Below are 22,058 nucleotides of genomic sequence, written 5' to 3'. Positions count from 1 at the left end.
ATCTAAAGCAAACTTTTAGGCGGTTGATGACAGAAACTCAACGAGCCACACTCGCAACGTGGCTCACTTAAAAAACGGTTAAAGCCCGCCAAACCGCCACATGCAGCTTGATTTGGGGGCAAAGCCTGCTCTACGTTAAAGCTGATATGTCTGTTGACTCCGATCTTTCGTCCTTTGATAGCAGCACGCCCGCTAGTGGCGGCGGCATGATTGCCCCTCTGCTGATTGGCTTTGCCGGTGTGCTCCTGGGCGGTGCCGCTCTGTATTTCAGCCTCACTGGCGCAGGTGCCTCAGACGACGCCAATGCCAGCCTCAAGGCCATGCAGGCCAAGGCCGAAGGGCTTGAAACCCGCCTTGCGGACCTCGAACAGAAATACGCCGACGCAATCAGCCAAATCGAATTCAACAAAACGACCCTGAATAAACAGGCGACTGATACCAACACCGCGTTCAACAACGTGAAAGTGGAGATGATCAATACCCGCGACATGATCGACACCAATGCCGACAAGCTCGCCGAACTCATCGACACCCTCAACCAAGTCGGTCGCCCGGCAGCCCCCGCCGCGCCAACCACCACAACCCCGACGCCGCTAGACCGCCTCCCCGTCGCCACGACGGAGAGCGACGACGACTCTTCCAGCCTGCCCGTTGTCTCCACCGAAACCCGCATGCACACGATTCGCTCCGGCGACACCTTCTCCAAGCTCGCCAGCCAATACAACGTCACCGTGGCCGCCATCCTCACGGCAAATCCCGACGTCGACCCCCGCCGCCTCGCTGTCGGCCAGAAAATTAAAATCCCCGCGGCCGAGTAGCCATTTACGGTCCCAGCAGAATGCTGGCTGACTACACAACCCTGTGTCATTGCTTAGAGTCTTTTGACGCCCGCAGCATCCCACGCCGCCAACTCTTCAAACAACCAGCGCAGCACCAGCCCACACTACTCCTGCCGAGCCGACGTCGGTTGCCGTAGCAGGACAGCTTCACGCCCAAATACCTTCCCGCTCCCCAAAACACCGAACCATGCGAGATAGCTGACCCGTCATTCCGCGCCTTGCGGCGCTCCAAGACGGTCAACTTCTTAGCATTCTCAAAATAAGAGTGACTCCAAATTTCCCCCGACATATCTCTATTCCGGTCACGAACCACCTAACGAAGGAGGAATACCGTTTGACTCGCATCGATGAAGTTGCGTCCACACCAGTTGTCCACGATCAACTCGTTTCAGTATGCAATGAAGAGAAAATATACGATTGGCTTTTCCGCAGACTATTTGATGGTGAACCATATAAAGAAAAAAATTCCGTAGGCTTCTTCAGAAGTGGAGCCGAAGGATGGAAAAATAATCATTCCTTCGTCTTTCTGTTGGTGACGGAGCTTGGAGAAGTGGCAGCCGCCATAGACATTAAAGCACCAGACATTGAAAAATCAGAGATAGGCTATTGGGCTAGCGAGCGTCATCGCGGCTGTATGACCAACACGGTGATAGCTCTACTCTCCATTGCGAAAGATGCAGGATATAGATCTCTTTTCGCGCGAGTCCGAAAGGCTAACCTGAATTCAGTGGGAGTGCTTGCCAGAAGTGGATTCACGCTTTCACCGACAGATGAGGATGAAACCTACGATTTCTATCGAATCGAACTAAACAAAAAATAGTGAGAGCAAGTCGTGCCGTATAACTCCGGCCAGCGCTCCGCACTAAGGCTAGAGATAACATGAAGTTGCCAGGTCCAGCCCTTGCTCAACCCGGCAACCGATGATAGATCAAAAACAATACCTAGCCGTTAAGCTCGGCATCGATGTTCGCTGATTGTTTTTTCCATGTGTCGTTGTCTGGTGAGGTAGAGGCAATTGCGGCCCCTGAGTATGACGCGTCTGGGCTAAGTCAGTTTTCGCCGCATGGGGATGCCTGAGCGGACTTGTGAAAACAAACCGCGCTGTATCATTACCAATCTTGACGCGCGGGCATCTCCAAGCCATCGTGAGTGAAAACCAAGTCTCCCAACGAATCAACAAGCCCGTAACACACCGATGCAAAACACGCCATCCACCCACGGTAAACGAACGGCCAAGAATGGAGTCATCCTACTCGCGGTCTCCAACCTTGCCATAATCCTGATCATTTTCCTGGGAATCAACATACCCGCGGGGCTCTTCACCATGCTCGGCGGTTTAGCCACGGTGGGCTTGATCATGGTCTTCGTCGCGATGACCAAGCATCACTACCGCGCCAAATGGCTTTTCTGGTTTTTAATTGGCTACTCGGTGCTCCTCTTCATCAGTCCACCAGTCGGCCCAGCCATTGCTATCGCGATTTGGGTATTCCTGGCAATCAAAGGAAAATCCTTCTTCCCCCCAAAGAGCGCCTCCATCGCCCAGCCATGAACTACTCCACTACATATACGGTCAGTGAGGCGCTGCAGCAGGAGTCCTTGAAGCAGTATTTTTTTAAGGTGATGCTCGGCAAGCGGCGCTACGCACTCGTGCTGCTGGTCATCTTTTCGGTGACGCTCTTTTTCACGCCCACGGGCTTTGGCATGGTGCTACCGGTTACGCTATCTAGCGTCACCTTAGTGTGCTCGCTGATGTGGGTCAAAGCCTACTTCAGTTTACTCAAGCATGGCCAAGTTCAACTGAGCCTCATGGGCGATGCCGAAGTCAAAGTTGAGCTTGATGAGACCGAACTCCGCTATCAGAGCTCTGTCTCCAGCCGGACGATTCCTTGGGATAAAATAGAAAGCATGAAAGACATTGGCAGCTTCATCGTCTTGCTCAAAGGCAAGACCCCGCTCGTCAGTTTGCCCAAGGATTTTTTTGCAGCCGAAGCACGGGAGTTTATCCAAGCAAAAGTCCCCCAATAAACAGCCTTCGCGCGACATACACAATGGCATGATTGGTCCACGCCAAGCCGTAGAGCCCTCAAGCCGATCCACCACAGAAAACCATATTCATCACACCCATTCTTAGCGCTCTGAGAAAGTAATGAATAAGTCAGTCAAGGCCATCATATACTCCTCCATTCTGCTAGTGAGTGGGTCGATTTTCGCTGGTGTTTGCTGGAATCAAGGTCGCGCTGATCGGTTTATCGAAAATTCAATTGAACTACTGAAAACAAATCAAGCGGACCAAAGAATTGAAGTCGTAAGTCTGCCTTCAGGAGAAAGTTTTTCGGTGTTGCTCGAACACTCATGTTGTAGTGGCGCTGGATTTGATGCGGTAGTTATTCGAACTTCAGATGGAGATATCTACACTTCGAAAAAGAATTATTGTGGGATCGAAGGATTCTGCGGAGAAGTCGTGACAGTTGGCTTTCAGAATCTTTCAGAGCTGAAAGTATACTTGCTGAAAGAATCATACAACCCATTGTGGTGCGAATAACACCAACGCAGAGCGCCACTTTGAAGTTTTAAAGAATTTAGATATGGAAAGGTGTAAAATTTGTAGCCGTGGCCTCACAAACACGAAGGACACCATCTTCCATAACGGAGATGTTTTTTGTTCCGAGCATTGCTATTCGGTTTCTACCGGGAAGCATGCAGAGCAGGAAGGCCGTGCGAAGCAGAGAGATAGAGCCCTCGCATCGATGAAAGGTTGGGCGATTATCGTATTTGGAGTCTTTATGGCGTCATTACCGCTAGCAATGGGTATTATGCTGAAGCTCGGCTATCCCCTGCTTGATATTTCCGGGGCTGATGGAGTGAAGGCAGTCATATGGAGCTTGCCCGGATGTGTAATCATCGGAATAGGCATCTATGGGCTAAAGCGGCATTGAGAGAGTGTTTGCCTGAATAGATGCCAATCGCATCGCTAAACCACTACCTGATTCAGCCAGCTAGTCATTTGCGCAATGCGCAAATGCAGGGATGCAACCGCAGGTTGCTTGCTTACGAGTGCATCGACGCGCTGCTCGCTACGGGGGCAGGAGCAGCGAGTTCTTCTTCGTCGATTTCGTCGAGCCAGATGACATTGCTGTCGGCTTGGGCGACGGCAACTTCCTCGCCGCCGCGGACGGGTGGCAGCGGGGTTTTCATCGATTCGACGGCGGCCTTTTCGTGCAGGCGGATGCAGAACTCGCCGTAGTCGAGGACTTCCCAGTTGCCATGCTTGTCCTCGACGAGGGCCGTGAGCGACTCCACCCAGTCGCCGGAATTCAGGTAGTGCGTGTTGCCGATCATCTTGTCTTCCGGCGTGTGGATGTGGCCGCAGATGATGCCCACGCAGCCGCGTTTGGACGCCAGGGCCTCAAGGTGGTTTTCGAAGTCGGAAATGTGGCTGACGGCCTGCTTGACCTTCGCCTTGATCGCCTTGCTCAGCGAGAAATATTCCTTGCCGCGGAAGGCGCGCCACTTGTTGTAAAAGCGGTTGATGCGCAGGAGCTGCTGGTAGCCGACGTCACCCAAGATCGAGATGAATTTCGAGTGCGTGGTGACGGCGTCAAAGCAGTCGCCATGGACGACGAGGTAGTCGCCCTTTTTGCCGTGGTGAATGTGCTCTTCGACAATCTGTAGGCGGTCGAACATCAGCGGCAGGTAGCCGGCCAGGAAGTCGTCGTGATTGCCGCGCACGTAGATGACCTCCGACTTGCGCTTTTCGGCAATTTTAAGGATGCGGCGGATGAACCAGGTGTGGCTCTTTTGCCAGTTGAGTTTTCGCTTCAGGCTCCAGCCGTCGACGATGTCGCCGTTGAGGATGAGCTTGTCGCAGCGAGTGTGTTTGAGGAAAAAGTTCACCTCCTCGGCCTTGCAATCATTCGTGCCGAGGTGAACGTCTGAAAGGACGATCGTCTTGTATTTAAGGACAGGCTTTTTCATATTTCAGTCGTCGTTGAGCTTCTATGGGGCCCAAATGTTAATAACTGTGAATAAGCCGGTCAAAGGCCAAAGTGCGAACCCGTAACTTGTTCACCTCAGCGTGACCCCAACGCCTTTAAAACGACACAAAACAGCGGTTTTCGTCTCAACTATGGGGGCTCAATCTTCCAATCAGGAAACAAAAATCCTTTATAAAAGGCTTATCAACAGCCTTTTATTTATTCACAATAAGCATTTCCATTGTCAGTTAATCACCAACGAGAGTCCTATTTTTCAAGCAAACCGCCAGTTATCAACAGCCACTATAGGAGCTATAATTGCGCCAAAAACGCCTCTGCGTTGCGGCGGTGAATAACTTTCTTGGCGGCGTCCATTTTGTCCCAACTGCGGGCCATCATCGACATGCGGTGGTTGCCAGCAAAGACTTCCTCGTGGTCGCCGATGAAGGTCCAGTAGAGTCCGTCCCAAGTGGCGCACCAGTCGCCCTTGGCGTAGCGCGACATTTTGCGGATGTAGTTCGAGCCCGAGAGGTAGGGCTTGGTGGTGAACGTGCCGCCGTCGGCAAACTGCGACATGCCGTAAACGTTCGGAACCATCACCCAATCGTAGGCGTCGACGAAGAGCTCCATGAACCAGCGGTAAACCGCGTCGGGGTGGATGCGGCACAGCAGCATGAAATTGCCCAGCACCATGAGGCGCTCGATGTGGTGCAGGTAGCCGTGCTCAAGCACGCGGGCGATGGCGTCGTCCACCACCGGGATGCCCGTGCTGGCGTCGTAAAAACAAGCGGGCATTTCGCGGCGAAAATTCCAGAAATTTCCGTTGCGGATCTCGACGCCGCGATGCCGGTAAATGCCGGCCATGAACTCACGCCAACCAATCACCTGACGCACGAAGCCCTCCAGTGAATTAAGCGGCGTATCGCGCTTTTCGGCATGTGCGAGCGCGGCGTCAACGACCTCTTGCGGCGTGAGCAGGCCGATATTCAACGCAGGCGTCAGCGCCGAGTGAAACAGCACGCGGTGGCGGCCGGAAATGGCGTCTTCGTAGGGGCCGAAATCCGTCAGCCGTTCATCGAGAAAGGCCTGCAACCAGCTTAGCGCGGCGGCGCGGGTGACAGGCCAGTCAAAGCGATCCAGCGAGCCGAAGTTATCGGCGAAACGTTCATTGGCCCACCCAATGGCGTCGTCCACATAGTGGTTGCGCTGCGCGCGTGGAGCGTCGGGCACGGGGTAGTCCTTGGACAGCTTTTGGCGGTTGTCGGCGTCAAACGACCACTGCCCGCCAACGGGTTTTCCATCACTGGTCAGCAGGATGTTCATGCGCTTGCGCTGGGCTTGGTAAAACCGCGCCATGAAGGGCTGCTTCACGCCTGCACCCGTGTGCTTTTCCAGAAACTCCGCAGGCGTGACGAAGGCCGGCGTGGGCTCCACCACAAGCTCGATGCCGCGCTCCTCGGCAAAGCGCTGGAGCCGGCGTTTGAGGACGTCGTCGTGCACCTCGTAAACCACCAGTCGTTCGACGTCCTTAGGAATCGCTGCGCGGAGCACGGTGGCGGAATCACTGTTGCCGCCCCGGGGCAAATCCACATAAGTTACTTCACGCCCGCGGCCTTCCAGTTCCTTGCGGTAGGCCTGCATCGAGGCACGGTGGAGCACGATGCGCTGACGGTGGACATTTAGCGGCCAGCGGCGATCCGTGCCAAAGAGCAGCGGCTCTTCGATCAGGTAAACCGGACAGTCCCGCGCGGGTGGTTTACTAAAGAGCTGGTGCGGGTAGATCAGGGCAGCAGTCGACATAAGCTACCGATAGCCAATTCGTGGCTCGTCGCAAATGCACGCGCGGGATTCCGCACTAGGCCTCTTCTGTGGCGTCTTCTGCGTGTTCTCCGTTACCTAGCAATTTATAGGCACCAAAGGCGGCCGCGCCAAGGGCCACCAGTTTAAAGATACGCTTCCGCCTACGCTTGCTAAAAGAGCGCTGGGCCCCAGCCACAACCACTGGTCGCAAGAGCGGTACGATTCGCCGCAACGCAAGGACCGCGCTGCCCATTGCGGCGGCTTTCTTGGCTTGGGGTAGCAGCTCACGCGTGTCAGCCGCCAGCTTGGTGCGCTCACGGCTGATCTCCTCCTGGAGGCGCGCTATTTCTGCTTTTTCATGACGGAAGATAAACATTCGACGTCTTTGCGGAGTTCTCGGCGGGTTTCAATGAAGGGCGTGCGCTTGTGGTCCATCAAGTAATAGGCGGCCGCCGCACACAAGGCGACCAGTAACAGGAAAAAAACACAGACAGCGGCCATGACCAGTGACTGATATCTCTCCGGCGTCGCCATAGCCAAGCCAACAATGCCCGCCACCCCGGCCAGAACCAGACTCGCGGCGGCCAGGCAAGCAACGCCCACCAAGGCCGTAAAACGCGCCTTTTCCATGCGGTATTCCAGCCCAAACAGCTCGATGCGCGACTCCAGCATCTGGAGCAACGTCTGGGCAACGGAGGTAGCGGATTCCAGCGGATTCATCAGGCTAGTCACGCATGATGCGGTCGATCACCACGCCAGCAAGCACAGCGATGCCGACGGACTGCCAGGGGTTCTTCTTGATGTATTTTTCGATATCGTTCTTGGTGTCCACTGCCTTCTCTTTAACCTGTTCACCTTCGGTCTTGAGCTTGGCCATGACGTCCTGCAATTGATCGCGCAATTCTTCGGCTTTCTCCGTGGTCGCCTCTCCAGCATCGGAAGTCAGCACTTTGGCGTCCTCGATTAGCAGTTTTAAATCGGCAACGAGTTTAGCACGGTCATCCGCGAATTTAGTGGCGGTATTAGCATTCTTAGGCATAGTTATTTTCCGTTGGTAGTTCTTCGGATTGATTGATACCCGATTCATCAACGCATTGCAGTACAAAATATAAGGTTCGTCGTCAAATACGGGGGCTTGGGTATCGTTTATCCTTTCGACTTGGCCAATTGCAAGACCACCAGGGAAGCGTGAATTCGCTGCCGAAATTTAGCCGACCAAAGAATTCTCGTCGGCCGCTTCCGCTTCCGGCACCAAGTCCAGGCCCGCCAAAATATCCATGCCTTGCAGCGCATCGAGCCATCGTTTGGGAATGCCTGACACGCCATAACGGATGCCCGCAATACCACCCGCGAGGCAGGCCGTCGTATCGGTGTCGTTGCCCAGGGCGATTGCCCGGCGGACCACCTTTTCGTAAGAATCCTCCTCGCACGCACGAAGCGCGGAATGCAGCGAGTCGACCACGTAACCCGAGCCTTTGCATGTTGGCCGGTCGCAGGGCTTGATGTGTTTGTCCAGCTCTTCGAGAAACTCCGGCTCGTCGTGATAGAGGCGCGTCAACGTCGCCACCGCGCTGCCCCAGGGGTTCACATGCCCTTCGATCTCGCGACGCGCCCACAGGCAATACAGCGCACAGCAAATCTGCGAACGCGCATGCTGGTGCGTGAGCCGCGACTGGCGTTGCGCATCGGTGACGAGGTCCGCGTCGTTGCCGCCATGCAGCAAGGCCAGCGGCAAGCAACGCATCAGCGAGCCGTTACCATTGTTGCGCGCGCCTTTGAGCCCAGAGTCCGAGGTGATCGCGCCGCGCTTGAGCCGCAGCAGCGCTTCGCTGGTCTGGTTGCCGATGTCGAACACGTAGCCCTTCACCGCCATGTAACCTTCGTCGCGCCAACGCAAAAGCCGGTTGGCAAAGTCATGCCGGTGGTAGGCGCCGCAAGCCATCATTGTGGCAAACAGGCAAAGCGCCTGCGCGCCGTCATCCGACCAATAGCCCGGCGGTACGTGTTCGTAGCTCCGGAAAAAGCCTTTGGGCGGCGTCATTTCGATTTGCTCGAACGGCGGTATCTCGGCGGCGCAGTGAAACTCATACGGCACCCCACAGGCGTCCCCCACCAACAGGCCGAGCATGCCGGCCCGAACTGTTTCCCAATCTTCTCTCATTAAAACAACAACTCCTTCACCCAGTAATGCCCTCCGATCACCAGGTATTCGTCTTCACCTTTCAGCAAGCTGTCCGGCAAAAGACCGCTAAAAAATACAATTTTGCAAAACGGAATTTGGCTGCGCCAAACGGTTGAACCAAACTCCCACGCCTTTTCCCGGTCCGAGGTAAACGAGACCAGGTTGTTTAAACGCACGCAGCTTTCGCGCTTGCCGCGTCGGTCGATCACGGGGTGCTCCTCCGGGTCGTTGGTGCCGCGATAGAGCTCCCAATGCAGTTGCCCCGGCCAGCGTCGGTCCAGCTCGTATTGGCAATACTCGTAGAGTAAATCCAGCTGCGAAAAAATGGCGTTCGTCATGGCCAAACCTTTCATCCGGTCGTAAGCAAAACGTGGGTCTTCCATGCCATCGTGGTTGTGCGTTAAACGCCCGCGATGATAAGTCGGCGCAATGCCAAAACGGCTCTGCACCCAGCTCTTGAGCACGGCGGCGGCTTCGCGATTGCTGTCGACCTCCCACCCGCGCAGGTAGCGAAAATAGCTGTTGCGCAAGCTGCTCCGAGCCTTGCCCGCGTACTGCTCCCAAAGGTGCAGCCCGAAGGTGACGGCCAGGTAGTCGTGGAAGATTTGACCACGCTGCTGCGGGTCCTCCGTGTCGCGCAGCTTAGCGAAAAAGCCGCGGTTCGCAGTGCGAACCCCGGCGATTTGAATGGGCGTCGGGTTGGCGTTGAACTCCTCCGAGGCAATGAGCCACGGAGAAGTATCGCACAAGTTCAACGCTAGCCCACTTGGCTTAGCTGACTGTTCGGGGTAAGGGGTTCCTGCCATGCACTACCCCCAACCATCGTCATCATCGTCGTCGTCATCTTCGCCGGCCGCGGCCAAGCGTTCCAACTGCTTCCAACGCTCGTCCACCTGGGTTTGCGCCATGGTGAGGAGCGCCCCTGCACGCTCGGGATCGGAGCGGAGGAGTGAGCGGAAGCGGTTTTCCTGCTGCATGAATTCGGAAACCGGCGTGGATGGTTCGAACGAATCGAGACGCATCTTGGGCAAGGCGTTGGCGCCATTGCGCGGGTCGAAGCGATACAGCGGCCAGTAACCGGTGTCCACTGCGGCCTTTTGACGGGCCGGGCCGTGCGCCAAGTCGATACCGTGCGCAAGGCATGGGCCATAGGCGATGACCAGCGAGGGGCCGTCGTAGCTCTCAGCTTCACGGAGCACGTCGAGCGCTTGTTGCTCGTTCGCGCCGAGTGCGATCTGCGCCACGTAAATGCCGCCGTAGCTGATGGCGATCTGGCCAAGGTCCTTCTTCGGCATCTCCTTACCGGCAGCGGCAAACTTAGCCTGCGCGCCGATCGGCGTCGCCTTGCTGGCTTGGCCACCGGTGTTGGAGTAAACTTCGGTGTCGAGCACGAGCACATTGACATTGTTACCGCTGGCGAGAACGTGGTCCAAGCCGCCGTAGCCGATGTCATAGGCCCAACCGTCACCACCGACGATCCAGGTGGACTTCTCCACGAGGTAATCCAGGTGCTGCAGGACACGGGAAGCCATCGGGTCGTCAACGCTCTTGAGTGCTTCGCCGAGCTCCTCAACTTTGCCACGCAGAGTAATCACGTCGCCCTTGCCTTCGAGCACTGCATCGCAGAGGTCAGCGTCTACTTTGCCACGCAAAGCTTTCAGTGCGGCGCGCGCCATGTCGGTGCGGCGCTTCGCAGCGAGATGTAAGCCGAGGCCGAATTCCGCATTGTCTTCGAAGAGCGAGTTTGCCCATGCCGGACCGCGACCGTTCTTGTCGGTGCAGTAAGGCGTGGTGGGCAAGTTTCCGCCGTAGATCGAGGAACAACCGGTCGCATTGGCCATCAGCAGTCGGTCGCCAAAGAGCTGCGTGAGAATCCGCATGTAGGGAGTCTGCGTGCAGCCCGAGCAAGCGCCCGAGAATTCAAAAAGCGGCTGGCGCAGAGAGATGCTCTTCGGGCTGGCCTTCTTCGGATCGATGACTTCCTCGTCGATCTTCTGGAAGAATTCGAGGCTTTGCTTTTCCTCTTCGAGGATCGGCGGCAGGTCTTCCATCTCAATGGCGCGGCGGCCATTGGCATCCTTTGCAGGGCAAAGTTCGACGCAGGCTTGGCAACCGGTGCAGTCTTCGGGGAAGACTTGGATCGTGAAGCCCTTGCCATCCGCGTTCGGTCCCTTGAAGTCCGTGCTGCGGAATGCTGCGGGCGCGCCTTCGAGCTCGCTCTTGTCGTAAACCTTCGGGCGGATCGCGGCGTGCGGGCAGAAGAGGCTGCACTTGTTGCACTGCGTGCAAGCCGTCGCGTCCCACACCGGGATCTTCGAGGCGATGCGGCGCTTCTCATATTGCGAGGTAGCCGACGGCCAGGTGCCATCCACGGGGAATGCGCTGACGGGCAGTTGATCGCCTTGGCCGGCGAGCAGCGTGCGGGTGACGCGTTGCACGAAGTCCGGCGCATTATCGGGCACCCATTTGACTTCGAACGGAGCGGCAGTCGCAATTGGCGGCACCACGACGGAGTGCAGGTGAGCCAATGCGCCATCGACGGCGGCGCAGTTCATTTCGACGATCTTCGGACCCTTGCGGCCGTAAGTTTTCTCAATGGCACCCTTGATCAGGCCGATGGCTTCATCGGTGTCGAGAAGGTCGGTCAGCGCGAAGAAGCAGACCTGCATGATCGTGTTGATGCGGCGACCCATGCCAACCTCACCCGCGACTTTGTAGGCGTCGATCACGTGGAACTTCACGCGCTTTTCGATCAGCGTTTGCTGAACTTCAGCCGGCAGCTTGTAGAAGACATCTTCCGGCGCGAGCGGCGAGTTGAGCAGGAATACCCCACCCTCTTTGATCTGGCTGAGCATGTCCACGCGGCCCAGGAACTGCGGCTGGTGGCAGGCAATGAACTCGGCCTGGTCGATCAGGTAAGGTGCCTTGATCGGGTCGGGCCCGAAACGCAGGTGCGAGGTGGTCAAGCCGCCTGACTTCTTGGAGTCGTAAACAAAGTAAGCTTGCGTGTGCAGGTCAGTCGCTTCGCCAATGATCTTAATGGTGTTCTTGTTGGCGCCGACGGTACCGTCCGAACCCAAGCCAAAGAACATCGCTGCCTTGGCGCTACCGGATTCGATCTTCCACTTCGGGTCAACGTCGAGCGAAGTATCGGTAACGTCGTCCTGAATGCCCACGGTGAAGTGGTCCTTCACTCGCTCGGCGAGCAGGTTGTCGTAAACCGCCTTCACCATCGCTGGCGTGAATTCTTTCGAGCCGATGCCGTAGCGACCGCCAACGATGTCCGGATCGATTTCGCGGCACTGATTGGGGCAACGCACGCCCTTGCGCATAGCGAGAGCCACGTCCAGGTAAAGCGGTTCGCCGATGGAGCCGGGCTCCTTGGTGCGATCAAGCACGGCAACGCTCTTTACCGTTTGCGGGATGCACTTGAGGAAGTCCTCAGTCTTGAACGGACGATACAGGCGCACGGCGACTACGCCTACTTTCTCGCCATATTTTTCGTTCATCCAGTTGCAGGTTTCCACAGCGGTTTCGACGCCAGAGCCCATCATCACGATGACGCGCTCAGCTTCGGGGTGGCCGTAGTAATCATACAAGTTGTATTGGCGACCGGTCTTCGCCGCAAAGTCGTCCATGACTTCCTGGACGATGGCGGGCGCGTCCTTGTAGTATTCGTTAACGGCTTCGCGCGCCTGGAAATAAGTGTCCGGGTTTTGCGCGGTGCCGCGAACGGTGGGCTTGTCGGGTGTTAAGGCACGATCATAAAACGCGGCCAGGCATTCTTCGTCGAGCAGTGACTTGAGCACGTCGTCGGCGATCGGCTCAATCGAGTTCAGCTCGTGCGAGGTGCGGAAGCCATCGAAGAAATGCAGGAACGGCAGGCGTGTTTTCAACGACGCGGCGTGCGCAATGGCGGCCATGTCTTGCGCTTCCTGAACGGAGTTAGAGGCGAGCATCGCAAAGCCGGTTTGGCGGCAGGCCATGACGTCACTGTGGTCGCCGAAGATCGACAACGCATTCGTGGCAATGGCGCGCGCCGAAACGTGCATGACGGTGGGCGTCAGCTCGCCGGCCAGCTTATACATGACCGGGATCATGAGCAGCAGGCCCTGAGACGCGGTGAACGTCGTGGACAAGCAGCCGCCCATCAAGATGCCATGATAAGAACCGGCAACGCCGCCCTCACTCTGCATTTGAACAACCTGCGGGGACTCATTCCACAGGTTCGGTTTTTCGGCGGCGCTCCATTCATCGCAGAGCTCAGCCATCGGTGTGGATGGCGTGATCGGATAAATGGAGATGAGTTCGCTGAGACGGTAAGCCACGGAGGCAACCGCCTCATTGGCGTCCACGGTTTTCCGCGAGGCGGTGACTGCGGCGTTCATGATCGTATAAGTTTAAATGTTAAAATTTTGAGAGTTAAGCGGCCACGCCATATACCTTGGCCATGGTCTTCCAGAAGGACTTGGACCAGCCAATGTAATCGACCAGGTAGTCCGCACCGAGGTCCTTGCGCTCAAGCACACACTCGGCGCCCAGCTCCTTGAGCTTCGCGTCGACTTGCTTGCCGCATTCGCAGAACTGCATGTATTCCTTGTCGCCGAGAGCGAGCACGCTGTATTTCATTTTGGAAAGATCAGCCGAGCTCTCGAGCAGCGAAGTGACGAAGGGCACACACTTGGGCGGCGGAGCGCCTTCATCCCAAGTCGAGATGATGACGAGCACCGGGTTATCAATTTCAGCCAGTTGATCCACCGTGTAGTCGGCAAGATCCAGGACATCGACATCCACGCCATTCTTTTGGCCTTTCTTCGCCACCTTTTGGGCGAGGCCTTTGCAATTTCCGGTTTCGGTTCCGTAGAGGACTGTAAGTTTCATGAGATTCGTTGGTTATTTGGTTAGCATTTCTGCCGGTTTATGAGTGGAGGGACACACGGCCGCACCGATGTCCATTTTGGGCTTGGCCCAGAAATAATTTCCTCGGGTGGTGCCGCCCGTCAGACGCATAGCTTCGAGGCTCTGTCGTGTGCGGTCACCGGGAGTGATAGTGAAGTCTTTCTTAAATTGCTGAGCCGTCGTGGTGAGCTTCCCCTGCTCCAACAGCTTGCTAGCAAGGACCACTTCACTTTCGTCGTATTCCGAGGCACCTTGAATAAAGGTCACGCGAAAAAGGCAAACCTCGACGAGGCTTTCCGGCATCATGTCGATCGCGATAACGTGCTCGGCTGGGTCGAGCTCCGGCGCCGCCAGCTCGATTAACTTTGCATCAGAAAGTTGCCAAGCAAACGGCGTGTCTTCATCTGCCTTGGATTGCAGATAAAGCGCCAGCACTCCTTTGGGGCCAGTCAATTTGACTGGGGCAACCACTCGGTAACGATCACCTTCTTGATGATAGATGTAAAAGCTCATGCAATCTTTGAAGTTAGATGGTTAAGCGTTGAATTCAGCAGGTCGCGAAATTCGCAGTTCGACAGCCCGCGTCCATATTCTTCGGACTTCCGGCGCACTTCAGGTAATAGCGACTCCGCGATATCGCGCGGGATCGGCATACCCATTTGAGCGGCGACATGAGCCAAGCTGGCTGACCCACTGTGACGGCCGATGATAAACTCCGTGGAGCCACGACCAACTTCTTCCGGAGATACCGTTTCGTAGGTCTCGCGGTTTTCAATGAGCCCGCGGCAGTGGATACCGGACTCATGCAAAAAACTCGCTTCCCCCGTGATCGGCTTGTCCGGGCGCAAGCGGCGGCCCGATGCAGTGGCCACCCGCTCGCTGAGGTCCGTGAAGTATTTAAAATTGAGCGGCAGGGTAATGTCCGCCGAATGCTTCAGCGCCATGGCGACTTCTTCCAGCGCGGCGTTGCCGGCCCGTTCGCCTAATCCATTTACGGTGACGCTGGCGCAATTGGCGCCGCCCAAAAATGCGCTCACGGTGTTGCCCACCGCCATGCTTAAATCGTTGTGCCCGTGGAACTCGATATCGATTTCCGTCGCGTCGCGCAATGACTTAAAAAGCTCCAGCGTGGTCAGTGGATTAAGTTTACCCACCGTGTCGGCAATGCGCACTCGCTTTGCGCCGCAAAGTTCGACTTCCTTCAAGAACTCGCGCAGGAAACCGATGTCCGCGCGGGAAGCGTCTTGCGCTCCAACTGAGAAATACTCGAAGTGATATTTGGCTTCCTTCGCCAACTCATGTAGCGACTTGAAAACCCATTCCTTGTTCTTATTCCAAGCGCTAAGATGAGATTGGCTGACCGGCAGTGAAAAATGAAAACCGTGCGCGCCGGTCCGGGCGGCCGCCGCAAGGTCGATCATCGACGCGCGGCCCCAGGTAAGAATTTTGCACGGCAGTTGTTCGTTGACGATGATTTCGATGTGCGAAACTTCGCGGTCGCCCATCGCCGGTATCCCGACCTCCAGTTCTGGCACGCCCGCTGCGGCTAGCATGCGGGCAATGCTCAGCTTTTCGGCCAGAGTGAACACAACGCCCGCCGCCTGCTCGCCGTCGCGCAGCGTTGTGTCAATCAGGTAGGGGCTTGTTGTGTTCTTAATTTTCATGGCGTGATTAGTCTTCGATGAGGTTGGTTTCGCAGACTTCGCCGTCTTCGATAGCGTCGAGAATTTCGTCGATCAGCTCTTCAGTAGCCTTCTCGTAGAAACGGCCGCTGGGATAATCGATGACAACCGGACCGCGGGTGCACATGTTGAGGCAGCCAGTCATGGAGATTTCCACGCCGTTGAGCATACGGTCCTGGACTTCGCCCTGAGCGTAGGAGAGTAGGTTGATCGACTCCTTGTTGCAGCAAACTCCCTTGAGCTCGCCGGAGGCGCGGGCGCTGCCGCAGATGAAGAGGTGGTGTTCTGGTTTGTTCATTTTTAAGTGCTTTTGTTCTTGGTTCTTAGTGCTTCATTAATTTGGGAAATGTTCAGTCGTTGGCTTTCATCATTCTGAATTCTTCATTCATCATTTCAGTTTAACCGCAGCCAGTGCCGTCGCCGCCGCAGGTGATGCCCATGCCACAACCTTGGAAGCTGCGCTTGAGGCTGGGCGGAAGTTCGGCGCCATGGAAGAGGTGCATCAGGCCGGCTTCGATCATGCCTTCCATTTCGATGACCTGGATGCCGGTGTCGCTCAGCGACTGCTTCGGTGTGGAGCCCGCAGCGCTAACGAGCACTGCACGGCAATCCTTGAGCGTTTCGCCGAGGCTGGCCCAGCGGTCGTCCCGGCCACCCGGCGCCGGAGCCATGCGGGTATCCACCGTGATGAATTCCTCTTCGTCTTCCGGATCGATCGCGAACAGCGTGAACTGGCGCGCTTCGCCAAGGTGCTGATTGACCAGCATGCCCTCGCGGGTAGCCACCGCCACGTATGGGCGCGACTCATGTGGGTTGAGCGGCAGGCGGGCACAGCTCTTGATCAGGTCTTGAATCTCTTCGGTGTTTTGCTGCCCCAGGCGACCCACCGCGTCGGCGCGGCAGCGTGCGCAGTGCGTCATTTGGTTCATGTGCTCGCCGCACTTGACGCGGAGCGCGAAACGCATCTTGGCGTCGGGCTCGGGCAAATGTTCGAAGGCGGTCTCGGCCGTCGGGAGCAGCGGAATGCAGTTCATGATGTCCGCACCGAGATCCGAAACGGTCTTCGCAATTTCCGGGATGTGCTCGTCATTGACCGTAGGCACGATGATGGAATTGACCTTGGCGATCATGCCATACTGCTTGATCCACTTGATGGCCTGCAGTTGCTTTTCGATCATCAGTTCGCCGGCTTGTCGGTTGCGATAAATGCGTTTGTTGTGGCGCGCCCAGGCGTAGACCTTGCCCGCTATTTCGGGATCGGTACCGTTCATGGTGATCGTCACATGGCTGACTTGCAGCTCGGCAAGTTCCTTCACGTAATCTTCGGTCAGGCCCAGTCCGTTGGTGGACAGGCAAAGGATCATCTTCGGGTAATTCTTGCGGACGAGGCGGAAGGTTTCCATCGTCGCCTCGGGGTTGGCAAATGGGTCACCCGGTCCGGCGATGCCGACTACGGCGATGTCGTCACGCGAGTCCATAACCTTACCGAGATAGGTCAGCGCCTGGCCCGGCGAAAGCACGCTTGAGGTAACGCCAGGGCGGCTTTCGTTGACGCAGTCAAAATCGCGGTTGCAGTAGTTGCACTGGATGTTGCACTTCGGAGCGACCGGCAAGTGAATGCGGCCGTAGCTGGAACACGCGTCCTTGTTAAAGCACGGGTGGTTGTCTAAATTGATAGCGCTTGGTTCGGGCGCTGCGAGTGGTGGTGTGGTTGCTTCATTCATTTTTTTATCCCCCTAAAAAGTTAAGTGTTATAAGTAGCTGTATCCGGTTTCTGAATTCTCCTGTTTGCTCTCCATCAGCGCGTTGACGACCATGTCGAAAAGCTCCAGCGCGCCGCGGTAACCCACGCTCAAGATACGCTGGCCACCGAAGCGGTCGTGGATCGGGAAGCCGATGCGCATGAGCGGAATTTTCAATTCACGCGCCAGAGGGTAGCCCTTGCTGGAGCCAACGAGCAGGTCGGGCTTCAGTTCGCGGGCGCGTTCAGAAATCTTAGCGTGGTCAGCGCCGTGGATCGTTTCGACGTCGTTGCAGCCGCCTTGGATTTCCGCGGTGACCAGTTCGCGCCAGCCTTTGACTTTCGCGCCGGTTGCGCAGATGACCGGGCGCATGCCGATCTCACTGAGGAAGGACGCCAGACCGATGACCAGATCGGGCTCTCCGTAGATCGCGACCTTCTTGCCAGCGACGTATTTGTGCGCGTCGATGTAGGCATCGACCAGACGGCCGCGGTCGAGTGCGATTTGGTCAGGCATCGGACGGTTGGCGATCAAAGACATCGCGGCGAAGAACTCATCGCTCAAGCGAATGCCGATGGGCCAGCCCACGGAGTCGAGACGCACGCCGCGCTCTTTTTCCATCCAGTGGCCAGCGCTGTCCTTGTTGTTGGCTTGCGTGTGGCCGATCTCAAGAGTGGCGGTTGCGGCTCCCATTTCCTCGATGTCGTTGATGGTCACGCCGCCGGGCGAGATGCGGTGATACATCTCCCAGCTGCCGCCTTCCAGCGTGGTGCTGTAGTCGGGCAGGATGGTGGCGTCGAGTTCATACATCGCGCAGACTTCGCGCAGGTAGCGCAGGTCTTCGCAGGACATCATGGCGGGCAGCACGTTAACCAGGCGCGGCATTGTCACCCGCAGCGGCTTGGCGAAGTGCTGGACGACGGCCTTGATCGCCGCGTAGTAGCCATCGCTGTGCGTGCCGGTGTAGGACGGCGTGGAAACGTGCACTAGGGGCGGGCCTTTGCCGGCATGCGAATCCTGGTATTTCTTAATCATGCCGAGCATGTTGTCGCCGATGGTCTCGGACAAACAAGTGGTGCCGACGCCGATCATTTCTGGCTGATACTGACGAATTACATTCTCGACGCCGGCAGTGAAATTCTTTTCGCCGCCAAAGATCGCATCATCTTCCGAGAAGCTGGAGGACGCGATGTCCACCGGCTCGCGGAAGTGGCTGATCATGTAACGACGAATATAAGTGGCGCAGCCCTGGGAGCCGTGCAGGAACGGCAAGCAACCACGAATGCCCTTAAAAACCATCGCGGCTCCCAGAGGGCTGCAAAGTTTGCATGCGTTACGGGTGGCGGCGGCGGGCAGTGCTGCTTCCGGCGAATCGCCGTCAGCGGTCATGATGTCCGGGTTGCCTTGTTTGCAGTTGCAGCTCATGCCTTGCCTCCTTCCGTAGTTGTGCTTTCTGTTGCAAAGTCACTCTGCGATGCAGAGTCTAAAAATGCTTTTGCCTGCGCGCGGCGCGGGGCAAATTGCCAGACCGGGCTGCAAGCGCTGCGGGCGACTTCGTCCGCGAAGTGCAGCATGCCTTCGAAACCGGCGAGCGGGATCTTGCGCTCGTGGTTGTGGTCGCAGAAGGCAACGCCCATTTTAAAGGCGATGGGGCGCTCTTTGACCCCGCCGATAAAGAGGTCGACATCCTTTTCGAGGACGAACTTCGCGAGCTCCAACGGGTTGGAGTCATCGACGATCACCGTGCCGGGATCGCAGATTTCCTTGAGCTGCTCGTAGTCTTCGGCGCTGCCCGTTTGCGTACCGGCGAGCACCGTCTTCATCCCCAGGGCGCGCAGGGCGAGCACCAGGGAGAAGGCCTTGAAGGCGCCGCCAACGTAGAGCGCGGCTTTCTTCCCCTTGAGCTGCTTCTTGTATTGCTTGAGCTGCGGCGCGTATTTCGCGATCTCGGTGCGGACGAGCTCTTGCGCGCGCTCCATCAGCTCGGGGTCGCCGAAGTGCTCGGCAGCGGTGTAAATGGCGCGTGCGGTGTCTTCGAATCCGAAGAAGGAAACGCGCTCGGATGGGATGTCGTAGTGCTGCTTGAGCAGCTTCGACAGGTGGGTCATCGACCCGGAGCACTGCACCAGATTGAGCGAGGCGCCGTGACACCGGCGAAGGTCATCTACGCGACCATCGCCGGTGATCGTGGCAACTACCTGAATGCCAATCCGCTCAAAATATTCTTTGATCATCCATGCTTCACCGGCGATGTTGAACTCGCCGAGCAGGTTGATGCTGTAGGGCTTAATGTCGGACGTATCACCCGTGCCGACCAGGCGGAACGCTGCTTCACAAGCGGCTTGGTAGCCGCTCTTCTTTGTCCCCTTGAAGCCCGGCGAATCGACGGGGATCACGTCGATGCCGGACTTGCGGGACACACTCTTGCAAATGCGTTCTACATCGTCGCCGATCAGCCCTACTATGCAGGTGGAATATACGAAAGCCGCTTTTGGCTTATAGAACTCAATCAGCTCGAGCAGGGATTTTTCGAGCTTCTGTTCCCCGCCGAACACCACTTCCTTTTCGGCCAAGTCGGTCGAAAAGCTGTTGCGGTGAAGTTGGGATCCAGAGGAAAGGGCGCCGCGGATATCCCAGTTGTAAACGGCGCAGCCGATGGGCCCGTGAACGATGTGCAGGGCGTCGGCGATGGGATACAAGACCACACGAGATCCACAGAACGCGCAAGCGCGTTGCGTGACGGAACCGGCCGTACTTTTAGTGTCGCATTTAAATGCCTTGCCTGAACCTTTGGTCCAGACTTGGTCAGTCCGGTCGTCGAGAACGTGGATAGCATCAGGTGTGGTTGCGGAGTCCATGATGGTATTGTTCTATTTGGTTTAGAGTTCTACTGCTTCAGGTGAGGTGAGTGTCTTTACAATGTGGCGGTCCAGGTTGTAAGAGGCACCGGAGCATTCGGCGCGACGCGTTAGGGTAACCATGCTGCCCGTCCAGGCTTCTTCTTCGACTTGCTCTTCGATGAACTTGAGCAGGAGGGGCTGGACGTAGTAATCTTTCACTTCGAGCGATATTTCGTAGCAACGATGGATCGCTTCGGTGTTGTAGCGCTCAAGGGTTTCAGCGTGCTGGGCGACATCGAGCAGCTTCTTGAAGTCTGCCTTTGGCGCTTCCATGGCGGAAACTTCGGGCAGGACGCCGCGGTCAGCCAAGTGACCGAAGAACTTGTCAGCGTGTTCGCGCTCTTCTTCAGCTTGTTTGAAGAAAAACTCGGCATAACCTGCGTAGTCCTTGTCCTGGCACCAGAGGGCCATGGTGAAGTAAGACTGCGCGGCGAAAAGCTCGTGGTTAGCCTGATCGTTGAGCGCTTTTTTAATCGTTGGGTTCATAGAATCGTTCGTTGGTGGTGTTTACTCTGCTGCGATATATTATTTGAAAAAAGTTTTGGGGTAACGGGGTGCGGACGCCGAATCCCGTCAACGGTCCGCACCCCTTTGGCTGTATTCTTGCTTACTAACTACAGGACTAATTCAATTTCGTGGTCCGGATCTTCACGGTCGCGCTTGTCGAAGAAGGCATCAGTGATCTTCTCGAGGATGCGCATGCCGCCTTGGTAACCAACGGTGGGGAAGGCGCGGTGACCAACGCGGTCCATGATCGGGAAGCCGAAGCGGACGAAGGGAACATCTTCCGTCTTGGCAACAAACTTGCCGTAGGTGTTACCCATGAGCAGGTCGACCGGATTGGCCTTGATCCACTGGTGGAGGTAATGGATATCGCTGAAGGCTTTGATCACGCAGTCTTCATTGACCGGATCTATGATTTCCTTCATCTTCTTTTCCCACTTCTTACCAGGGGTTCCGGTGACGACGATGGCCGGAACCATGCCGAGTTCGACGAGGAAGCTAACCATGCTGACCAGGTGATCCGGGTCGCCGAAGATCGCTACCTTCTTGCCGTGCGTGTATTGGCTCATGTCGCTCATCATGTCGACCAGGCGGCCGCGCTCCTTCTCGATCTCGGACGGGACGGAGGTGTCGCCGGCGAGACGCAGGGCGTCGATGAATGCGTCGGTGGCCTGAACGCCGATCGGAAGCTCGAGCACCTTGCTGGGCACCTTGCACTTCTTTTCGAGCGACTCCACTGCGGAGGTGCTGGCCAACGGGCCAAGACCCACGCTCAGGAAGCTGTCACCGGTAGCCTTGAGTTCGGCAACCGTTACGCCGCCATCCGGATACATGTGGTATTCACCATCGAGCGGGCTGTCGAGCACGTCGGAGGTATCCGGCGCCATGATGTATTCCACACCCACACCGTCCGCCAGGCGCTTGAGTTCGCGCATGTCTGCGGGCTCAACCCAGCCGGGGAAGATGTTGACTACATTCTTGGTTTCGCCAGTGGACTCCGCGAAGTAATCGACGAAGGCCTTGCACTGGTTAGCAAAACCAGTCACGTGGCTGCCGACAAAGCTCGGTGTGTTCGCGTGGATAACCGTCTTACCTTCCGGGATGATACCGTCTTCGATCGACTTCTTGATAATCATCGGGATGTCGTCGCCGATAACTTCAGAAAGGCAAGTCGTGTGGACGGACACCACTTCAGGATCGTAGATGCTGAAGATATTGTTCAGCGCGGTCTTCAGGTTGGCGAGACCGCCGAAAACGGAGGCGCCTTCTGTGAACGAGCTGGTGGTGGCCACTACAGGTTCTTTGTGGTGGCGGGTCAGGTGGCTGCGGTGATATGCGCAGCAGCCTTGAGACCCGTGAGAGTGCGGCATGCACTTGTTGACGCCCAGGGATGCATACATTGCGCCAATGGGCTGACAGGTCTTGGCCGGGTTGACGCGCAGTGCTTTGCGCTCCCGAATTTCTGCCGTAGTTCCTTCTAACATGGGAAATGCTTATTGAATGTTCTACTCTTTGTTTTGATTAAAATGAGGAATT

Annotated in this window: 22 protein-coding genes; 5 read left to right on the top strand and 17 right to left on the bottom strand. The window is 56.6% G+C overall.

What is annotated here, in order from left to right:
* Positions 1-146 precede the first annotated feature (146 nt).
* The 5 genes from RBB62_RS00720 to RBB62_RS00700 all read left to right on the top strand — a co-directional run bounded on the left by RBB62_RS00720 (position 147) and on the right by RBB62_RS00700 (position 3,381).
* Positions 147-818, top strand: coding sequence for a LysM peptidoglycan-binding domain-containing protein (locus tag RBB62_RS00720; protein ID WP_309396027.1), 672 nt, complete (start codon positions 147-149; stop codon positions 816-818).
* A gap of 355 nt (positions 819-1,173) precedes the next feature.
* Positions 1,174-1,659 (top strand): GNAT family N-acetyltransferase, encoded by a 486-nt coding sequence (locus RBB62_RS00715; protein WP_309396025.1) that lies wholly within the window; start codon positions 1,174-1,176, stop codon positions 1,657-1,659.
* Positions 1,660-2,034: 375 nt separating this feature from the next.
* Positions 2,035-2,388, top strand: coding sequence for a hypothetical protein (locus RBB62_RS00710; RefSeq protein ID WP_309396023.1), 354 nt, complete (start codon positions 2,035-2,037; stop codon positions 2,386-2,388).
* Positions 2,385-2,864, top strand: coding sequence for a YcxB family protein (locus RBB62_RS00705; RefSeq protein WP_309396021.1), 480 nt, complete (start codon positions 2,385-2,387; stop codon positions 2,862-2,864). The genes RBB62_RS00710 and RBB62_RS00705 overlap by 4 nt, the downstream gene beginning before the upstream one ends.
* A 121-nt stretch (positions 2,865-2,985) precedes the next feature.
* On the top strand, positions 2,986-3,381 hold the full coding sequence (locus RBB62_RS00700) for a hypothetical protein (protein WP_309396020.1): 396 nt from the start codon (positions 2,986-2,988) through the stop codon (positions 3,379-3,381).
* Positions 3,382-3,887: 506 nt separating this feature from the next.
* Here RBB62_RS00700 and RBB62_RS00695 read toward each other — a convergent pair.
* The 17 genes from RBB62_RS00695 to nifK all read right to left on the bottom strand — a co-directional run bounded on the left by RBB62_RS00695 (position 3,888) and on the right by nifK (position 22,006).
* Positions 3,888-4,814 carry a UDP-2,3-diacylglucosamine diphosphatase gene (locus RBB62_RS00695; RefSeq protein ID WP_309396018.1) on the bottom strand — a complete coding sequence of 309 codons (927 nt, stop codon included), beginning with the start codon at positions 4,812-4,814 and terminating at the stop codon, positions 3,888-3,890.
* 311 nt (positions 4,815-5,125) lie between these two features.
* Complete coding sequence (locus tag RBB62_RS00690; RefSeq protein ID WP_309396016.1) at positions 5,126-6,613, bottom strand: cryptochrome/photolyase family protein; 1,488 nt, start codon at positions 6,611-6,613, stop codon at positions 5,126-5,128.
* Between the two features lie 55 nt (positions 6,614-6,668).
* Entirely contained in the window at positions 6,669-6,989 is a 321-nt protein-coding gene (locus tag RBB62_RS00685; RefSeq protein WP_309396015.1) for a hypothetical protein, read from the bottom strand.
* Positions 6,956-7,333: a phage holin family protein gene (locus RBB62_RS00680; protein WP_309396014.1), complete on the bottom strand. Its 378-nt coding sequence runs from the start codon at positions 7,331-7,333 to the stop codon at positions 6,956-6,958. The genes RBB62_RS00685 and RBB62_RS00680 overlap by 34 nt, the downstream gene beginning before the upstream one ends.
* 4 nt (positions 7,334-7,337) lie before the next feature.
* Positions 7,338-7,652 (bottom strand): ElaB/YgaM/YqjD family protein, encoded by a 315-nt coding sequence (locus tag RBB62_RS00675; protein WP_309396012.1) that lies wholly within the window; start codon positions 7,650-7,652, stop codon positions 7,338-7,340.
* A 168-nt stretch (positions 7,653-7,820) separates the two neighbouring features.
* Complete coding sequence (locus RBB62_RS00670) at positions 7,821-8,774, bottom strand: ADP-ribosylglycohydrolase family protein (RefSeq protein WP_309396010.1); 954 nt, start codon at positions 8,772-8,774, stop codon at positions 7,821-7,823.
* The gene (locus tag RBB62_RS00665; RefSeq protein WP_309396008.1) at positions 8,774-9,601 is read right to left on the bottom strand and encodes an NAD(+)--dinitrogen-reductase ADP-D-ribosyltransferase; all 828 of its coding nucleotides are present in this window, start codon (positions 9,599-9,601) and stop codon (positions 8,774-8,776) included. The genes RBB62_RS00670 and RBB62_RS00665 overlap by 1 nt, the downstream gene beginning before the upstream one ends.
* Positions 9,602-9,604: 3 nt before the next feature.
* Positions 9,605-13,183 carry a pyruvate:ferredoxin (flavodoxin) oxidoreductase gene (gene nifJ, locus RBB62_RS00660; protein WP_309396006.1) on the bottom strand — a complete coding sequence of 1,193 codons (3,579 nt, stop codon included), beginning with the start codon at positions 13,181-13,183 and terminating at the stop codon, positions 9,605-9,607.
* Between the two features lie 34 nt (positions 13,184-13,217).
* A complete protein-coding gene (locus RBB62_RS00655; RefSeq protein ID WP_309396004.1) occupies positions 13,218-13,676 on the bottom strand; it encodes a flavodoxin family protein in 459 nt (152 codons plus the stop codon).
* Between the two features lie 12 nt (positions 13,677-13,688).
* Positions 13,689-14,207 carry a hypothetical protein gene (locus RBB62_RS00650; RefSeq protein WP_309396002.1) on the bottom strand — a complete coding sequence of 173 codons (519 nt, stop codon included), beginning with the start codon at positions 14,205-14,207 and terminating at the stop codon, positions 13,689-13,691.
* Positions 14,204-15,358, bottom strand: a complete 1,155-nt coding sequence (locus tag RBB62_RS00645) for a homocitrate synthase/isopropylmalate synthase family protein (protein WP_309396000.1) — start codon at positions 15,356-15,358, stop codon at positions 14,204-14,206. The genes RBB62_RS00650 and RBB62_RS00645 overlap by 4 nt, the downstream gene beginning before the upstream one ends.
* Before the next feature lie 7 nt (positions 15,359-15,365).
* On the bottom strand, positions 15,366-15,674 hold the full coding sequence (locus tag RBB62_RS00640) for a (2Fe-2S) ferredoxin domain-containing protein (RefSeq protein WP_309384447.1): 309 nt from the start codon (positions 15,672-15,674) through the stop codon (positions 15,366-15,368).
* Positions 15,675-15,774: 100 nt separating this feature from the next.
* Positions 15,775-17,100 (bottom strand): radical SAM protein, encoded by a 1,326-nt coding sequence (locus RBB62_RS00635; RefSeq protein ID WP_309395998.1) that lies wholly within the window; start codon positions 17,098-17,100, stop codon positions 15,775-15,777.
* Between the two features lie 27 nt (positions 17,101-17,127).
* Positions 17,128-18,543 carry a nitrogenase component 1 gene (locus RBB62_RS00630; protein ID WP_309395996.1) on the bottom strand — a complete coding sequence of 472 codons (1,416 nt, stop codon included), beginning with the start codon at positions 18,541-18,543 and terminating at the stop codon, positions 17,128-17,130.
* Positions 18,540-19,976 (bottom strand): nitrogenase iron-molybdenum cofactor biosynthesis protein NifE, encoded by a 1,437-nt coding sequence (gene nifE / locus RBB62_RS00625; RefSeq protein WP_309395994.1) that lies wholly within the window; start codon positions 19,974-19,976, stop codon positions 18,540-18,542. Before nifE ends, RBB62_RS00630 begins: the two co-directional genes overlap by 4 nt.
* 21 nt (positions 19,977-19,997) lie before the next feature.
* Positions 19,998-20,504, bottom strand: a complete 507-nt coding sequence (locus tag RBB62_RS00620; RefSeq protein ID WP_309395992.1) for a ferritin — start codon at positions 20,502-20,504, stop codon at positions 19,998-20,000.
* A 128-nt stretch (positions 20,505-20,632) separates the two neighbouring features.
* A complete protein-coding gene (gene nifK, locus RBB62_RS00615; RefSeq protein WP_309395990.1) occupies positions 20,633-22,006 on the bottom strand; it encodes a nitrogenase molybdenum-iron protein subunit beta in 1,374 nt (457 codons plus the stop codon).
* Positions 22,007-22,058: the final 52 nt, after the last annotated feature.

Source organism: Cerasicoccus maritimus (assembly GCA_031296935.1).
GTDB lineage: Bacteria > Verrucomicrobiota > Verrucomicrobiia > Opitutales > Cerasicoccaceae > Cerasicoccus > Cerasicoccus maritimus.
The sequence above is the reverse complement of the archived record's forward strand: the minus strand, read 5'-3'. Positions and strand labels throughout refer to the sequence as shown.

What these genes read in the sequence shown, in the direction of transcription:
- RBB62_RS00720 (WP_309396027.1), top strand. Translation starts at nt 147, where the DNA reads ATGTCTGTTGACTCCGATCTTTCGTCCTTTGATAGCAGCACGCCCGCT.
- RBB62_RS00710 (WP_309396023.1), top strand. Translation starts at nt 2,035, where the DNA reads ATGCAAAACACGCCATCCACCCACGGTAAACGAACGGCCAAGAATGGA.
- RBB62_RS00705 (WP_309396021.1), top strand. Translation starts at nt 2,385, where the DNA reads ATGAACTACTCCACTACATATACGGTCAGTGAGGCGCTGCAGCAGGAG.
- RBB62_RS00700 (WP_309396020.1), top strand. Translation starts at nt 2,986, where the DNA reads ATGAATAAGTCAGTCAAGGCCATCATATACTCCTCCATTCTGCTAGTG.
- RBB62_RS00695 (WP_309396018.1), bottom strand. Translation starts at nt 4,814, where the DNA reads ATGAAAAAGCCTGTCCTTAAATACAAGACGATCGTCCTTTCAGACGTT.
- RBB62_RS00690 (WP_309396016.1), bottom strand. Translation starts at nt 6,613, where the DNA reads ATGTCGACTGCTGCCCTGATCTACCCGCACCAGCTCTTTAGTAAACCA.
- RBB62_RS00685 (WP_309396015.1), bottom strand. Translation starts at nt 6,989, where the DNA reads ATGTTTATCTTCCGTCATGAAAAAGCAGAAATAGCGCGCCTCCAGGAG.
- RBB62_RS00680 (WP_309396014.1), bottom strand. Translation starts at nt 7,333, where the DNA reads ATGAATCCGCTGGAATCCGCTACCTCCGTTGCCCAGACGTTGCTCCAG.
- RBB62_RS00675 (WP_309396012.1), bottom strand. Translation starts at nt 7,652, where the DNA reads ATGCCTAAGAATGCTAATACCGCCACTAAATTCGCGGATGACCGTGCT.
- RBB62_RS00670 (WP_309396010.1), bottom strand. Translation starts at nt 8,774, where the DNA reads ATGAGAGAAGATTGGGAAACAGTTCGGGCCGGCATGCTCGGCCTGTTG.
- RBB62_RS00665 (WP_309396008.1), bottom strand. Translation starts at nt 9,601, where the DNA reads ATGGCAGGAACCCCTTACCCCGAACAGTCAGCTAAGCCAAGTGGGCTA.
- nifJ (WP_309396006.1), bottom strand. Translation starts at nt 13,183, where the DNA reads ATGAACGCCGCAGTCACCGCCTCGCGGAAAACCGTGGACGCCAATGAG.
- RBB62_RS00655 (WP_309396004.1), bottom strand. Translation starts at nt 13,676, where the DNA reads ATGAAACTTACAGTCCTCTACGGAACCGAAACCGGAAATTGCAAAGGC.
- RBB62_RS00650 (WP_309396002.1), bottom strand. Translation starts at nt 14,207, where the DNA reads ATGAGCTTTTACATCTATCATCAAGAAGGTGATCGTTACCGAGTGGTT.
- RBB62_RS00645 (WP_309396000.1), bottom strand. Translation starts at nt 15,358, where the DNA reads ATGAAAATTAAGAACACAACAAGCCCCTACCTGATTGACACAACGCTG.
- RBB62_RS00640 (WP_309384447.1), bottom strand. Translation starts at nt 15,674, where the DNA reads ATGAACAAACCAGAACACCACCTCTTCATCTGCGGCAGCGCCCGCGCC.
- RBB62_RS00635 (WP_309395998.1), bottom strand. Translation starts at nt 17,100, where the DNA reads ATGAATGAAGCAACCACACCACCACTCGCAGCGCCCGAACCAAGCGCT.
- RBB62_RS00630 (WP_309395996.1), bottom strand. Translation starts at nt 18,543, where the DNA reads ATGAGCTGCAACTGCAAACAAGGCAACCCGGACATCATGACCGCTGAC.
- nifE (WP_309395994.1), bottom strand. Translation starts at nt 19,976, where the DNA reads ATGGACTCCGCAACCACACCTGATGCTATCCACGTTCTCGACGACCGG.
- RBB62_RS00620 (WP_309395992.1), bottom strand. Translation starts at nt 20,504, where the DNA reads ATGAACCCAACGATTAAAAAAGCGCTCAACGATCAGGCTAACCACGAG.
- nifK (WP_309395990.1), bottom strand. Translation starts at nt 22,006, where the DNA reads ATGTTAGAAGGAACTACGGCAGAAATTCGGGAGCGCAAAGCACTGCGC.